General features: G+C 30.6%; 11 protein-coding genes. All 11 read left to right on the forward strand.

The window, feature by feature from the left end; all coding sequences use genetic code 11:
* Positions 1–56: 56 nt before the first annotated feature.
* Positions 57–3,125 (forward strand): type I restriction endonuclease subunit R, encoded by a 3,069-nt coding sequence (locus FQU21_RS01630; protein WP_147676282.1) that lies wholly within the window; start codon positions 57–59, stop codon positions 3,123–3,125.
* A gap of 54 nt (positions 3,126–3,179) precedes the next feature.
* The gene (rhuM, locus tag FQU21_RS01635) at positions 3,180–4,169 is read left to right on the forward strand and encodes a virulence RhuM family protein/type II toxin-antitoxin system death-on-curing family toxin (RefSeq protein WP_246124715.1); all 990 of its coding nucleotides are present in this window, start codon (positions 3,180–3,182) and stop codon (positions 4,167–4,169) included.
* Positions 4,170–4,202: 33 nt separating this feature from the next.
* A complete protein-coding gene (locus FQU21_RS01640; RefSeq protein WP_147676284.1) occupies positions 4,203–4,556 on the forward strand; it encodes a four helix bundle protein in 354 nt (117 codons plus the stop codon).
* Between the two features lie 130 nt (positions 4,557–4,686).
* Positions 4,687–6,312: an HsdM family class I SAM-dependent methyltransferase gene (locus FQU21_RS01645; RefSeq protein ID WP_147676285.1), complete on the forward strand. Its 1,626-nt coding sequence runs from the start codon at positions 4,687–4,689 to the stop codon at positions 6,310–6,312.
* The gene (locus tag FQU21_RS01650; protein WP_147676286.1) at positions 6,305–7,657 is read left to right on the forward strand and encodes a restriction endonuclease subunit S; all 1,353 of its coding nucleotides are present in this window, start codon (positions 6,305–6,307) and stop codon (positions 7,655–7,657) included. Before FQU21_RS01645 ends, FQU21_RS01650 begins: the two co-directional genes overlap by 8 nt.
* Entirely contained in the window at positions 7,654–8,367 is a 714-nt protein-coding gene (locus tag FQU21_RS01655) for a hypothetical protein (protein ID WP_147676287.1), read from the forward strand. The genes FQU21_RS01650 and FQU21_RS01655 overlap by 4 nt, the downstream gene beginning before the upstream one ends.
* Positions 8,368–8,424: 57 nt before the next feature.
* A complete protein-coding gene (locus tag FQU21_RS01660; protein WP_147676288.1) occupies positions 8,425–8,706 on the forward strand; it encodes a hypothetical protein in 282 nt (93 codons plus the stop codon).
* A gap of 126 nt (positions 8,707–8,832) precedes the next feature.
* A complete protein-coding gene (locus FQU21_RS01665) occupies positions 8,833–10,536 on the forward strand; it encodes a hypothetical protein (protein ID WP_147676289.1) in 1,704 nt (567 codons plus the stop codon).
* A gap of 3 nt (positions 10,537–10,539) precedes the next feature.
* The gene (locus tag FQU21_RS01670) at positions 10,540–11,256 is read left to right on the forward strand and encodes an AbiV family abortive infection protein (RefSeq protein WP_147676290.1); all 717 of its coding nucleotides are present in this window, start codon (positions 10,540–10,542) and stop codon (positions 11,254–11,256) included.
* Positions 11,257–11,423: 167 nt separating this feature from the next.
* On the forward strand, positions 11,424–11,789 hold the full coding sequence (locus FQU21_RS01675) for a DUF6979 family protein (RefSeq protein WP_147676291.1): 366 nt from the start codon (positions 11,424–11,426) through the stop codon (positions 11,787–11,789).
* A 164-nt stretch (positions 11,790–11,953) separates the two neighbouring features.
* On the forward strand, positions 11,954–14,260 hold the full coding sequence (locus FQU21_RS01680; RefSeq protein ID WP_147676292.1) for a hypothetical protein: 2,307 nt from the start codon (positions 11,954–11,956) through the stop codon (positions 14,258–14,260).
* Positions 14,261–14,292: the final 32 nt, after the last annotated feature.

Below are 14,292 nucleotides of genomic sequence, written 5' to 3' on the forward strand. Positions count from 1 at the left end.
AAAAAGATTCATATTTTAGACTTCCCTAAGAATTATATGACATTTTTTTTAAGTAAATGATATTCAACGAAGACTCTAGAGTAAAAATACCTTCTATATTACATTTAATTCAATTGGGGTATAAATACCTTTCTTTGAAGGACATTGAGTGGGATGAAAACACCAATATTTTTACTTCAATTTTTAATAAGCAAATTCAGCTAATAAACCCAGCGATGTCCGATAAGGATATTCAAAAGGCTTATGATGATATTTCAATTTCATTAGAGAATGAAGATCTAGGACGTGCTTTTTTTAATAAATTAATAGATCAATCAGGGATAAAATTAATAGACTTCGAAAACTTTAATAACAACTCATTTCATGTGGTTACAGAATTACCATATAATAAAGATGATGAGAGTTTTAGACCAGATATTATACTCTTAATAAATGGGATGCCTTTAGTTTTTATTGAAGTTAAAAAGCCTAATAACCGAAATGGAGTACGCGACGAGCATCATAGAATGCAAAGGCGTTTTCAGAATAAAAAGTTTCGCAAGTTTATCAACTTAACGCAACTCATGGTGTTTTCAAATAACATGGCTTATAGTGAAGTAGATACGCAAATGCTGGAAGGTGCTTTTTACAGCACCACAAATTATAAAAAACCAATCTTCAATTATTTTAGAGAAGAGGAAACCTTTGATCTATCTCAGCTTTTACAACCGTTGACTGAAGAAGATGAAAACTATGTTTTAAAAGACACTAATCTTTTAAGTATAAAAAGTAATAAAGAGTTTCAGTCAAATAAAAGCCCATATACAGCAACTAATGCTATTTCTACCTCTTTATTTCAACGAGAACGTTTAAAATTCATTCTACGTTATGCTTTTGCTTATGTAGAGGAGGAGCATGGATTAGAAAAACACATTATGCGTTATCCACAACTATTTGCTACCAAAGCGATAGAGAATAAGCTAGAAAACGGTATTAAAAAAGGCATCATTTGGCATACACAAGGTTCAGGTAAAACAGCTTTAGCATATTTTAATGTAAAGCACCTCACACATTATTTCCAGAAGCATAATATCATTCCAAAATTTTACTTTATTGTAGATCGTTTGGATTTATTAGTGCAAGCAGCAAAGGAGTTTACAGCTCGTGGTTTAGTCGTGCATAAAATAGATAGTAGAGACGCTTTTAGTAGAGATATTAAGTCCACGAATGTCATACACAACAGCTCAGGTAAAGCAGAAATTACAGTCGTAAACATTCAGAAGTTTAAGGACGATCCTGATGTTATAAAAAACAACGATTATAATCTAAGTGTACAGCGTGTTTTCTTCTTAGACGAAGTACACCGTAGTTATAATCCTAAAGGTAGCTTTTTAGCTAATTTAGAATTAGCAGATAAACATTCCATTAAAATTGGTTTAACAGGTACACCATTACTAGGTTCAGAATATAATTCTAAAACCTTATTTGGCGATTATATTCACAAATACTATTATAATCTATCTATAAAAGATGGGTATACCTTACGATTAATTCGAGAAGAAATTGAAACGAATTACAAGCTTGTATTACAAGAAGCACTGGAAAACATTAAAGTATTACAAGGTAATATTGATAAAAAGAAACTCTATGCCGATCATCGTTTTGTAGAACCTATGCTCGACTATATTGTTAAAGATATGGAACAAGCTAGAATCTCTATGAACGATTATAGCATTGGCGGTATGGTTGTTTGTGATTCTTCTGATCAGGCTAAAATGATGCAAGAGATTTTTGATGCTAAATATGCTGAAAAAACAACATCATTTTTTAATGAAGCAGCAGAAGAACCTGCTAGTTATGGCAATAAGAAAAAAGAAGAAAGTAAAGTAAATAAAGCACAGGTTATTTTACATGATATTGGCACCAAACAAGATCGAAGAGATTGGGTTTCCGATTTTAAAGTTGGTAAGCTCGATTTACTGTTTGTTTACAATATGTTATTAACTGGTTTTGATGCTAAACGATTAAAGAAATTATATATAGGTCGGAAAATTAAATCACATAATTTACTGCAAACACTGACACGTGTTAACAGAACCTATAAAATACACAAATATGGTTATGTGGTAGATTTTGCAGACATTCAGAAAGAGTTTGATAAAACCAATCAAGATTACTTTAACGAGTTGCAAAGTGAGTTAGGCGATGAGATGCAACATTATTCTAATCTGTTTAAAAAGCCTGAAGAAATAAAAGAAGAGATTGAAGAAATTAAGGATGTGCTTTTTAAATTTGATACAGATAATGCCACTGTCTTTGGTGAACAAATTTCAGAAATCAATGAACGATCAGAAATTCGTCAAATTGCTAAAGTTTTAAACAATTCCAAAGAATTATATAATCTCATTCGTTTATCTGGTAATTTTGAATTACTCGAAAAATTAGACTTTAAAATGCTATCTGTTTTAGCACGATTAACTAACGATCGGTTAGCATTAATAAATACAAGAATTGCCTTAGAAAATAATGTAGATACTGATAATATTTTAAACACCGCTTTAGAAGATGTCATTTTTGCTTTTACCAAAGTGAAAGAAGAGGAAATGGTATTGGCAGACGAACTGAAAAACACCTTAGGTAAAACAAGAGAAATGTTAGCAGGAAACTTCGACCAGAAAGATCCTATCTTTATTTCTTTGCGTGAAGAGCTAGAACGTTTATTTAAAAAGAAGAATTTAAGTGAAGTCACTAAAGAGGAAATGGAAGCGAACATAAAAGCTTTAAACGAAATCTATGACAAAGCTAAAAAACTAGAACGTGAAAACCAATTGCTGAAAGCTAAATACGATTATGATGCTAAATATACACGTATTCATAAGCGCTTAATGGAGAAAGACCCATTGACCGATAGCGAACGCAAATTGTTTGAAGCCTTAAAAGGATTAAAAACAGCAGTAGACAAGGAGATTTTACAAAACTCAAAACTATTAGAAAACGAGAGCTATGTAGAAAAAATGATGATGCGTTTAGTTGTTAGCCAATTTAAAAAAGAACAAAAGATTGATATTAACACTACAGATGTAAGACGGATTAATAGTCTTATTGTAAAAGAATACATGAACGAATACAACGGTTACGTTGCTTAATGAAAATTATAAAGCAACTGTCGCAAAACATGCGATATTTAACAAATGATGTCAATGAATGAAATAATTATATACGAATCTAATGCCAATCAAATAGAAGTCAGTATTCAATTTGAAAAGGAAACAGTTTGGCTTACTCAGGCGCAATTGGCAGTTTTGTTTGAAAGGGACAGAACAGTTGTTGGTAGACATATTCGTAATATATTTAAAGAGCAAGAGCTAGATGAGGATGTGGTATGTGCAAATTTTGCACATACCACTCAACATGGCGCTATAGAAGGAAAGAGTCAGTCAAAAGATGTAAAATATTATAATCTAGATGTGATTATTTCTGTTGGCTACAGAGTGAAATCATTACAGGCTACTAAATTTAGGCAATGGGCTACACAGCGACTTAAAGACTATTTAGTACAAGGCTATGCAATTAACCAAAAACGTTTAGAGCAAAAAGAACAAGAAGTAAAGTTGTTAAAAGACGGGATTCATATTCTAACCAGAACGGTAAGCAAAGCTATTGAAGAAAAGGCTTCAGATAATATAATTTTAGAAACCTTTGCTAAAGGTTTAAGCCTGTTAGATGACTATGATCATGAACAATTAGATGCTAAAGGTTTAACAACAACAGAAGCCAATTACCCAAGTTTAGACGATTATCAGGAGATAATTAACCAAATGCTAACCGAGTTTGATTCTGATGTTTTTGGAAAAGAAAAAGATAAAAGTTTTCAGAGTTCTGTGGCGCAAATAGCAAAAGGATTTGGAGACGACGATTTTTACCCAAGCATAGAAGAAAAGGCAACCATGCTTTTATATTTTATAGTGAAAAACCACTCATTTGTAGATGGTAACAAGCGTATTGCAGCAGCTTGTTTTTTAAAGTTTTTACAACAAAACAACATGCTTTTTAATAACCAAAAACAACCCATTATTAATAACGATACCTTAGCCAGTTTAACACTGTTTATTGCTTCTAGCAAACCAGAAGAAATGCAAACCGTAACACGTTTGGTAATTAGTGTACTAAACAGAAATAAAGATAATTAGGAATTAAGAATTAAGAATTGCGAATTACGAATTATGAAAGAGAATATTGTACAAACCAAATCGTATGCTTTCGCTATTAAAATTGTTAATACTTGTAAGTTTCTTCAAACTGAAAAAAAGGAATTTATTTTAAGTAAACAATTGTTACGTTCAGGAACATCGGTAGGTGCAAATATAGAAGAAGCTATTGGTGGCCAAAGCAGAAAAGATTTTTATGCCAAATTAACCATTTCATACAAAGAAGCTAGAGAAACAAAGTATTGGATTAGACTATTAACCGATACTCACTATTTAACAAAATCTCAAAGTAAACCACTATTAAATGATATAGAAGAAATATTAAGAATTATAGGGAGTATACAGAAAACTATGAGAAATACGAAATAACAATTATGAATTGAGAATTAGGAATTACGAATTAAGAATTACGAATTAGGAATTGAACATTCGTAATTCATAATTGTACATTGTACATTGTACATTGTACATTGATAATTGCTCATTGAAAATTAATTATATGACAAGCACAGCACAATTTGAAACCCAAACCAAAGCACTAATAGACGACCTTAAAAGCGTCTGTGCCAATTATGGTTTAGGAAATGACGGAAACGAATTTAAAATAATTACCCAAGTATTTCTATATAAATTCTTAAACGATAAATACGTTTACGAGTTAAAACAATTAGAACCCGACTTAGCAAAAGCCGAAAACTTTGACGAGGCTTTAAAAACCTATTCTGAAGATGATTTAGAAATGCTAACCATGCAAATAAGCGAAAACACAGCGCGCATTGCACCTAAAAACTTATTGTCGCGTTTATTCGAACAACAAAACAAAGACAATTTTGCCGATATTTTTGATGAAACCTTAGTAAGTGTCGCCAAAGATAATATCGATATTTTCTCGGTACTCACACAAGGCGGAGAAAAAGTGGTGCTGTTTGAAAACCTAAGTAAATATGTTACCGATAAAAAGGATGACTTTTGCAAAGCCTTAGTAAACAAACTCGTTGGTTTTAGTTTCGAGCATATATTCACACAGAAATTTGACTTTTTTGCGACTATTTTCGAGTATTTAATTAAAGATTACAACACCAATTCTGGCGGAAAATACGCCGAGTATTTTACACCACACGCAGTCGCCAAAATCATGGCAGCTTGTTTGGTTACGGGAGACGATGTAAACAACGTGACCTGTTACGATCCAAGTGCGGGATCGGGCACCTTGTTAATGAATATTGCACACGCCATTGGCGAAGACAAGTGTACCATTTACTCGCAAGACATCTCGCAAAAATCGTCTGCCTTATTGCGTTTAAATCTTATTTTAAACAATCTGGTACATTCCATACAAAACATTATACAGGGCAATACTATTTTAAGTCCGTATCACAAACAAGACAACGGGCAATTAGAACAGTTTGATTATATCGTTTCTAATCCACCATTTAAGCTGGATTTTAGCGATTACAGCGCAGATTTAGACAGTAAAGCCAATAAAGAACGCTTTTTTGCAGGTATCCCCAATATTCCTAAAAGCAAGAAAGATTCTATGGCTATTTACTTGCTGTTTATACAGCATATTATGCACAGCTTAACCCCAAAAGGGAAAGCCGCCATTGTGGTGCCTACTGGTTTTATAACCGCACAATCTGGTATTGATAAAAAAATTAGACAAAAACTAGTAGAAAGTAAAATGCTTGCAGGCGTCGTATCTATGCCTTCTAATATTTTTGCCACCACAGGAACCAACGTAAGTATTTTGTTTTTAGATAAAACCAATACCAAAGATGTGGTATTGGTAGATGCTTCTAATTTAGGAACGAAAGTAAAAGAAGGTAAAAACCAAAAAACAGTATTAAGCGAAAACGAAGAACAGCAAATTATTGATGTATTTAACAATAAAGAAGCTATGGACAATTTTTCTGTCGTGGTTAGTTATGAAGCTTTAAAAGCTAAAAATTATAGTTTAAGTGCAGGACAATATTTTGAAGTAAAAATAGAATACACAGATATTTCTTCGGAAGAGTTTGTTTCTAAAATGAACAGTTTTGAAACCAGTTTAAATAGCCTTTTTACTGAGTCTAAAACTTTAGAAAAAGAGATTAATGACAATTTGAAAAATTTAAAGTATGATTAAGTTTGATACAGATAAATTCATTCAAACTACTTTAGGAGAATTAGTTTCAAAAGAAAAGAAATCAATAATTTCTGGACCATTTGGTTCAAATGTTGGGAAAAAATTTTTTAAGGAAGAAGGGATACCTTTAATTAGAGGTAACAATCTAAGTAAAGGAGAAGAAAAATTTAAAGACGATGGATTCGTTTTTTTGACTAGAGAAAAAGCAGATGAATTAAATTGTTATGCTATTAAGAATGATTTAATTTTTACAGCAGTTGGAACGATTGGTCAAGTTGGTATTATAGATGAAAAATTGAAATATGATGAATACGTTATTTCAAATAAACAATTACGAGCAAGATTTGATAATAGTAAAATAACACCACTTTTTGCCTATTATTGGTTTTCATCCTATTGGGTTCAAAAATTAATTCTTCAACGTAACGTTGGAAGTACAGTTCCATTGATAAATTTAAGTGTTCTTAAAGGGCTTCCAATCACATTACCAAAATCAATTGAAACTCAAAAAAGCATAGTTGAAGTACTAGAAAATATTTCTTTAAAAATAGAAGTCAACAACAAAATAAACCAAGAGTTAGAAGCGATGGCAAAAACGCTTTACGATTATTGGTTTGTACAGTTCGATTTTCCCTTCGACTTCGCTCAGGGTAAATTAGATGTTAATGGTAAACCTTATAAATCTTCTGGTGGTAAAATGGTTTTTAATGAAGTGTTGAAACGTGAGATTCCTGAGGGGTGGGCGGTTAAAGAATTAGAATGTTGCGCAGATTTTAAAAATGGAAAAGGAATGAAAAAGGATCTTCTTGACGATAATGGAGAATTTCCAGTTTTTGGTTCAAATGGAATTGTTGGAAAAACAAATAAATTATTATTTGATAGCCCAGTTATAGCAATTGGTAGAGTAGGTGCAAATTATGGAGAAATACATTACTCAATTGATTCTTGTTGGATTACTGATAACGCTGTCACATCCCAACCGATAAAAAACGAATATTTGTGGTGGCTTTTATTAGCGTTGAAAGGGATTAATTATTCAAGCATAGCAGGTGGTTCTGCACAGCCACTTATTACACAAGGAAAATTAAAAGCATTAAACTTTGCAATACCAAGTAATGATTCATTCCAAAATTTTCATCAAATAATTAATCCAATTTATTTAAAAATCAATAATGTTCTTAAACAAAACCAAAAACTCTCAGAGCTTAGAGATTGGTTGTTGCCTATGTTAATGAATGGGCAAGTGAGCGTAGCGCATTCCCATGCAGATGAGAATCTTGGAGAGGTAGAGCAGGAGTTGGGTATGGTTGCGGAGGATGGAGAAATTTATAAAAGTAAGATATGAAAGAAATAGATATTGTAAATATTTGTGAATCGGTTTTATCCAGTTTGGCAACAATGGGGTATGAGAGCAATAAAGTGGAGTCAGTAGGTCAGCTTATTTTTCCTGTAAAAAATGGAGGTCAGGATAGAATTTCAGAACAGGAGCTTCGTCAATTATTTATAGAAGAATTTAAAGATAAACATGAAGATTTATGTTATTCTATAGAAACACCGACTATAGGTAAATTTAAGTTTGGCGAAAAGTTTGAGGACATATCTTCAGGTAAAGGAAGATCAGCATCATTAGATATGTGTATTTATAAAAGGGATAAAAACACCATCATTAGAGACTTGAATATCGAATTTAAATTTAATAATGTTTCGCTCTATAAAATTGGAAAAGATATTTTAAAATTAATGAAAGAAGAACAAAATGGAGTGTTCATACTTTTGCTTAATAATACAGATCGAGGTACACTTTGTAATATTGGCCATACAGGTGTTTTAGATAAGCTTTCTCAATCATTTAATAGATTTAAGGATAACTGGCAAGGGAATAAAAGTATACAGTTAGTCATTATATCTTTACAAGAAAAGGTTTTTATACATCGTACTATTACAGATACCCTTTTTGAAAATGAAAAAACTGTATTCTCTATTTGTGAAAATAGCTATGTTAATATGTCAGAGATTAATGAAGATAGTGGATGGGAAATTGTAAGAGTTAAATAAAGATTAGGACAGGGTTGCGGAGGATGAAGAAACGTATAAAAGATAAAATAAGATAAGATGAAGTATTTAAATTTTAAAAGCCTAATAATCTTTTTGATTGTTGGATTAATTGGAAGCAACATTTTTCTTCAAATGAAAGTGGAAGAAGCAATAAGAGCTGCAAATGATGCAGCATACCAAGCAAGAAAAGCATATCGTGAAGCTGAAACCGCTGCCAGTTATGCCAGGGATGCAGCAGACTATGCTGAAGAAGCGTCTGAAAATGCAGAAAATGCCTATTACTCGGCTCAGGAAGCTGCGAGCAATAGTTTTGGTAATCAATGTTGGTCATGTCCTTAAACTATAATAAATAACGAAAAAATTAAGAGTTAGAGCTCCTGAAACAAGTTCAGGATAACAAATAGAGCAGGGGTTCGGAAGAAGGAGAAATTTATAAAACAAACAATTAAGTCTAAATGTTTATTAATGAATGTTTTAACTCCAAATAATTTTTATAAAAAGCTAAAAGATAATTCCTTTAGTAGAGCAGAAATTGGCGTAAATTTTGACGTTTTAATTGATGCAAGTATTGTTGATTGGGAGTTTCGTATTATTCAAAATGTAACCTTTGAAAAGATAGTTAAAATTAAAGATGTTGAAATAAATTCAGGGTTGGCATTTATTAACTGTAAGTTTAAAGAGGATATTGTTTTTAGTGGCGTTAAATCTTTAAATTTCGACAGCACTATTAATCCTAATAATTATAGTGTGCTTTTTTCTTCATGTATAGCATCCTTAATTCGTTTCGATCAAAAATGTAATCTTGATAGAGGAATTGTTGTAGATAAAGATTCCAATATTGATAATTTTGTATTTCTTCAATCACATATAAAATTTAATGGTTTAAAATTAGTGTCTAGTTCCATAAATAATATTTTAGATATTTCTAATGTAAGATCTGAATTGAATTTGCGTTTTATGAAATTGAACAAAAATTTGAGAATTGATACTTTAATCGGGGATGTTTCATTCATTTCTTCAACTTTTAATGATACAATTAATTTATATAACCTTGAATGTCCAAATAGTTTAACATTCAATGATAATGTATTTGAAGGCCAACTTAAAATTCAATCTTCAAGATTAAAAGGGTTTTATATTCATGGTGATATTTTTAATAAAAAAATAGAATTAGAAAATCGAGACCTTTCAGATAGAGGAATCAAATCTTTTTGTAAAGAAATTTACATTAGTGAAGCTAAGTTTATTGAAGGGGCTGATTTTAATGGTTTGTCCAAAGAAATTGAAAAAATCACATTACAAATTACTCCGAATCTTCAAGGAGTTATCAAGTTTACTGGCTGGAAGGTTGATGATTTATATATTTCGGGAGTTAATCAAAATTTAAAGTTATTGTTTAAAAGAATGATTTTTAGGTTTGCTTTATTGAACGACTTTACGAATTATAATGATTTGAGTTTTGATAAGTGTTCTGCCGAAGGAGATAGCACCTTTAACTTGAGTGATTGTGATTTAGGTGCTGCGAAATTTAACGAATTTGATTTTAATTCTTTCAAAAAAATTAGAACAGATAATGTGACTCTAGATAAAATAAGAGCATCAAATGTTAATTGGTTTAGTAAAGGTAGTTTAGAAATTTCTTCATCAGATGGCACCGATATTGAGAAGTACAGGAGGATACGTGAAGTTTATAGACAAATTAAACATGCCCTGGTAAATTCAGGTAACCAAATAGATAGTTTAATGTTTAAGGCTCGTGAAATGGAGGCGTATCGTAGCGAATTGAAAAGTGGTGAAAATTATAGTATTGAAGATAAATTGATAATGACGGTTAGTCGTACTAATAATTTTGGTTTAAGTTGGGGGAAACCAACATGTGTCATTTTTATTATAACTCTAGGTTTTTATATTTTAATGTTACCTCTTTTTTCAAGTTCAATAAATTATTCGATTGCTTCAAATTTGGAAGAAGTGAAATTAACATTTTCTGAAATTTATAACAATTTTGGAGTGTTTTGGCAATTGTTTAATCCAACCAGAAAATTTAGTTCAACCTTTGGAGAAATTGATAATGGTTTTCTTTATTTTTTAGATTTATTCCAAAGAATAGTTTTAGGAGTATTTATTTTTCAAATAATAAAAGGTTTTAGGAGGCTGACTTCAAAATAGTATATGAAAAAATTTATTAATTTATCCCCAAAAGATTCAAAAGGATTAGATCAACCAATTTATAAAAATGCGAGACATCTAAGAAAAGATGCTTTTGCTTTAGCTGAAACAAATAAATCGTATAGTAGCGCAACATCATTATTAATTCTAAGCTCAGAAGAAGTTATAAAAGCAACGTTAGTCTTTTTACATAGTCAAGAATATAAAGTGTATTTAATTAAAGGTGCTAAAAGGTTTTTTAGTGATCATAATATAAGGCATGAGGTAGCGCAACTCGTAGAAGTTGGTTCTAGTCTAATGGAAACAATCAATATTTGGGAAGAGCAAAGAGAAAAACCATTATTTAAGACTAAAGTAAAATGGCTCGATTGGGGCTTAAATGGCTTGAATGATTTGGTTAAATCTGCTCAGCCTCTTATGAATTCAGGTAAGCGAATAGAAAAGTTGCAAGAATTTAATGATTTGAAAAATCAAGGCCTTTATGTTAACTATGAGGATAGATTATTATCACCTCAATTTCAGATCGTTGCAGATGAGTATACTACGGTTAAAAATATTGTAGAAAGAACCTTTAAATTCTATAAATCATTAAGACTACTATACCATCCAAGTATTGAAAAACACCTATCAAAAAAGAAAATTATGAAAGTTAGGGAGGACTTAGAACTTTTGATTAATGATGCTTTTAAGGATTATGAATTTAATAATAAAAGAAATTAAAGAGCAGTTTTAAATTAATAAAACAAAAGGCCAGCTTCCTAAACAACCTAAGCATAAACAAGGAGGGGGGAATACACAGCAAAATCTGGAAATCAATTGAATCTGATACTTTTGATTTAATGAATAATTTTTATGAATTAAAAAGTGGTTAAATAAAAGAAATAGCTATGAACAAATATGGCACAGCCGCAATAAAAGCAGCTAAAGAAGATAAAAACCCAATTGAATCATGGAAAATTGCTGTTAAAGATTTTGATTCTGAAAGCGCTAAAGTAAAAGGTTGCCCTAAAAATACTTTTTTAGGTTTATGTGAAGATGGTTACATAAAAGGTATTCCTAAAGGGAATTATACAAAGTCTATTAAAAATAAAGAATATGGAATAAATGCAATAAAGATTATAAAAAACAATCCAAACAAATCATTTACACCAAAAGAGTTATGGGGGGAATTAAACCTTGGAGATAAAAAGCACAATTCACAAATGGATGTTGTTTTGGCACTTTGGAATAACGGTTGTATTGCGCGATCATAAAGCTTAAAAGATCAATCGGTTATTTGGAAGACGTAGTAAATCTATACTTTCTAAAAAACTTTTGGTTAAATTGTTATTAGTGAGATAATAATTATTATATTTAACCTCCCTCCAATAGAACATTTAGTAGTAGAACGTTTAACACATGCTAACTACTATTTAATATGTTTAAAAAAACACTACTATTTACCTTTTTTACTTTATTATCTTACTCGCTGTTATTTAGTCAATCTGGAACCGTAAAGTTCGATAATGTAACCAATAAGTATACACTTCAAAAGAATACCGAATCTAACAATACAATTAGTGTATTTATTACAGACAATAAAAACGCTAGCAACCCAAAACAATTTAGCTTTAATAACACAGTTTCCGAATCAACTTTTGTTAATACTGCAATAGCTGAAATGAAAGCGGCTTCGGTAAATTATTTTTTTGTTAATGATAATAATGAAGTTGTTAGCATTGAAAAGGGATATACGGATTATAATTCTATAAAAATTAACAAACCCGAATCTGAAGAGGTATTAAAATCTCTTTTAGAATCATCTTTCAAGTTGGAGAATGAAACGATTATTGAATTTTGGCCGACACTAAATGATGGCAATTCTTTTGATGTTTTTGAGGGATTTGAAGATAATTTCGAGTTAATTAAAGAAGCAGATGTGGTTCATTTTAAGTATAAAATTGAAAAGGACAAAGAAGACGAAGAGAAAAAAATAGAAGTTGATAGTGACAATGTGAGAGTCGAAATTTTTAAAGCTTTATTTAATGATTTTGAAAGTGTAGTTGATGTTTTAAAACCGTTATTAATTTCAGAAAAAAGGTTTAATCAAATTAAAGATCTTAAATTAAATGAAACCAATAGGTTTGTGTTATCAGAGTTGTATAAAGCACTAAAAAATGATTTGGAATATAAATTTATAAATAATATTATATTAAAATCTAATACAAAACCAGAGGAAAGTAAAGTTTATAAAGTCAATGTTAAAAATAATAATAAATCGAATTATTATATTTTAAAATTTTGTGATCAAACTAGAGTCTGCAATGAAACAAATGAAATTTTATATTCAACCAATAAAGAATTATTTAGTCAGATTATTAAAGATTTTATAAAAATCAATTCAGATTTTACATTAGTTGATGATAATGACTTAACTGAATTATTCAATTTAATTGATAAAAATAATGAGGAGAGCAAAATTACAGCTGCTAAAAAACCACTATATGAGACCATAGCTTCTTTAGTTCAAGCCATAGAAAATTTAGAAACGCAGCATTCTGGAAAACTAAAGCTAAATAAAACAGTGAGAGTTTACGAGAATAAACACGTTGTAGAAGGCTCTGAGTTTATAGCAGACTATGCCACGGTAAGGTTCTTTAACAATAAAGCAAAAGATATTGTAGTTGTAGGCACTTTAACAAGTAATAATCGAGAGTTTACGGTTGTTAATGTCCAGTTTAGTGTCGCTCTAAGATCCTTTAGAAATACGTTAAATTATGTTCCTATTTCACCAAATGATGATGATACTAACTTGTCTTTAAATTATAATGATTTATTCGAGTATTACCCAAATGAGGAAAACTCTAATTACTCTGTTCGAAATAAAGCATACAGAATTGCCGCAGATAGTATAGTGCCAATAGAGGAGCGTAAACTCATGGATTATTTTACCGCCGTTATATTTTCAGACTTTTTAGGCTTAAATGATCAAAACTCTAATAGTTTAATGCAAGCGGAAGGTCGAGTTAAAATCCCTATTTGGAATCGTAATTACCGCTGGGTTTCTTGGATACATGCCTTAAATGCTGATATTAACGCCTCCATTTATAACGGGTTTGATGATAATTCTAGATTTATTACGCCTAGTGATTTTACACCTCCTATGGTAGATGATTCTAGTACAGACATGATTGATGAAACAAAAATTAATTCTACAGCCACTATCAATAATTTTGACTACATAAAATATAATAACTTAAACGCTGGAATAAGTTTAGATTTTCTAAATATAGAAATGAAAGCTCTTTCTACGGATTGGAGTTTTGGCTATGGTTTACGGTATTATCGAGCGGGGTTAAAATATACAGAAACAACTGAAGATGTAGATGTTGTAAAAAAATATCAACTTAATGCGCTTACTCATGAATTCAATACAAATTTTGAAATTAGACCACAATTAAATTTTGGAGCAGATTTAAATATCGCTTTAAATTGGTTGCATGATGGGGGTTCAGTTGAAAACCTCGATATTTTGTATAATACGAATGATGGTAATGATGAGAAAAAAATATTGAGACTTCAATTAAATTTATACAGCAAAGTAGATCCAAGCGAATCTAATGGCGGTATTTATGCTAGAATAGGTGGTTTTTATCATTTAGGAGCTAAGGATTTTTATCCTCAGATTCTGGTAGGTTACGCTACAAATTTATCATCTTTTGTAAATAAGTTCTCAAGTAAATAGAGTAATCAAACCTAAAAGAATGTTCTTAGTTT

The organism is Algibacter pacificus, assembly GCF_008033385.1.
Lineage (GTDB): Bacteria > Bacteroidota > Bacteroidia > Flavobacteriales > Flavobacteriaceae > Algibacter > Algibacter pacificus.

Excerpts from the sequence above, each read along its gene's own strand:
- FQU21_RS01640 (WP_147676284.1), top strand. The coding sequence starts at position 4,203 with ATGAAAGAGAATATTGTACAAACCAAATCGTATGCTTTCGCTATTAAA.
- FQU21_RS01665 (WP_147676289.1), top strand. The coding sequence starts at position 8,833 with ATGAATGTTTTAACTCCAAATAATTTTTATAAAAAGCTAAAAGATAAT.
- rhuM (WP_246124715.1), top strand. The coding sequence starts at position 3,180 with ATGAATGAAATAATTATATACGAATCTAATGCCAATCAAATAGAAGTC.
- FQU21_RS01655 (WP_147676287.1), top strand. The coding sequence starts at position 7,654 with ATGAAAGAAATAGATATTGTAAATATTTGTGAATCGGTTTTATCCAGT.
- FQU21_RS01645 (WP_147676285.1), top strand. The coding sequence starts at position 4,687 with ATGACAAGCACAGCACAATTTGAAACCCAAACCAAAGCACTAATAGAC.
- FQU21_RS01650 (WP_147676286.1), top strand. The coding sequence starts at position 6,305 with ATGATTAAGTTTGATACAGATAAATTCATTCAAACTACTTTAGGAGAA.
- FQU21_RS01680 (WP_147676292.1), top strand. The coding sequence starts at position 11,954 with ATGTTTAAAAAAACACTACTATTTACCTTTTTTACTTTATTATCTTAC.
- FQU21_RS01675 (WP_147676291.1), top strand. The coding sequence starts at position 11,424 with ATGAACAAATATGGCACAGCCGCAATAAAAGCAGCTAAAGAAGATAAA.
- FQU21_RS01660 (WP_147676288.1), top strand. The coding sequence starts at position 8,425 with ATGAAGTATTTAAATTTTAAAAGCCTAATAATCTTTTTGATTGTTGGA.
- FQU21_RS01630 (WP_147676282.1), top strand. The coding sequence starts at position 57 with ATGATATTCAACGAAGACTCTAGAGTAAAAATACCTTCTATATTACAT.
- FQU21_RS01670 (WP_147676290.1), top strand. The coding sequence starts at position 10,540 with ATGAAAAAATTTATTAATTTATCCCCAAAAGATTCAAAAGGATTAGAT.